Origin of the sequence: Microbacterium sp. 18062, assembly GCF_902706225.1 — a bacterium.
Taxonomy (GTDB): domain Bacteria; phylum Actinomycetota; class Actinomycetes; order Actinomycetales; family Microbacteriaceae; genus Microbacterium.
Genome location: NZ_CACSKB010000190.1, coordinates 1 through 555, shown reverse-complemented (window position 1 = coordinate 555; position 555 = coordinate 1). Strand labels below are relative to the sequence as shown.

Here is a 555-nt window from a genome sequence, read left to right as displayed (position 1 = left end):
TAACAATTTTGTTGTCACTCCGGATGATGTCGACGACATGCTCAGATGCTATAAGCAATTGCTCAGAAAGGGGCCAACAAATAAGACCATTGCGCACGAAACCTACTTAAGCACTTTTTTCCAGAAGAGCCACCCTGATACTTATCGCCAGTACATAAACAAACAGATATCAGAGCCAGTAACCTATCGCCAGTTTTGCTACTACATAAATGGCGAGTTGCAGCTTACGGAAGACTTGGCACGAAATGAGCGCAGGCTTCGTCGTGACCCGGCCAACACCAACTCGCTAGTTTCGGCAGGTCCAGGTGAAATATATGAGATCGACTCCACCGGAGGGCGACTCTACCTAGTCTCCAGCGAAAAAAATCCTGTAGTGGTAGGCAAACCAACCATTTACTTCCTAAGTGACCGGTGGAGTAGATTTATCGTCTCAGCGTACATCTCTTTGCGCGCGCCTTCGTACGAGGAAGTTCGCAACACGCTCTTAATTGCATTTACCTCTCGCGAAAAACGCTTCTCGAGATTGGGCATAGAAGTTTCTGACAATCAATGGCC

Annotated in this window: 1 protein-coding gene; it reads left to right on the top strand. The window is 47.4% G+C overall.

The genetic code is table 11. The features are described from left to right. Window positions 1-555 (top strand): hypothetical protein (locus GVL03_RS22425; RefSeq protein ID WP_235038259.1); only part of this gene is annotated, 555 nt, incomplete at both ends.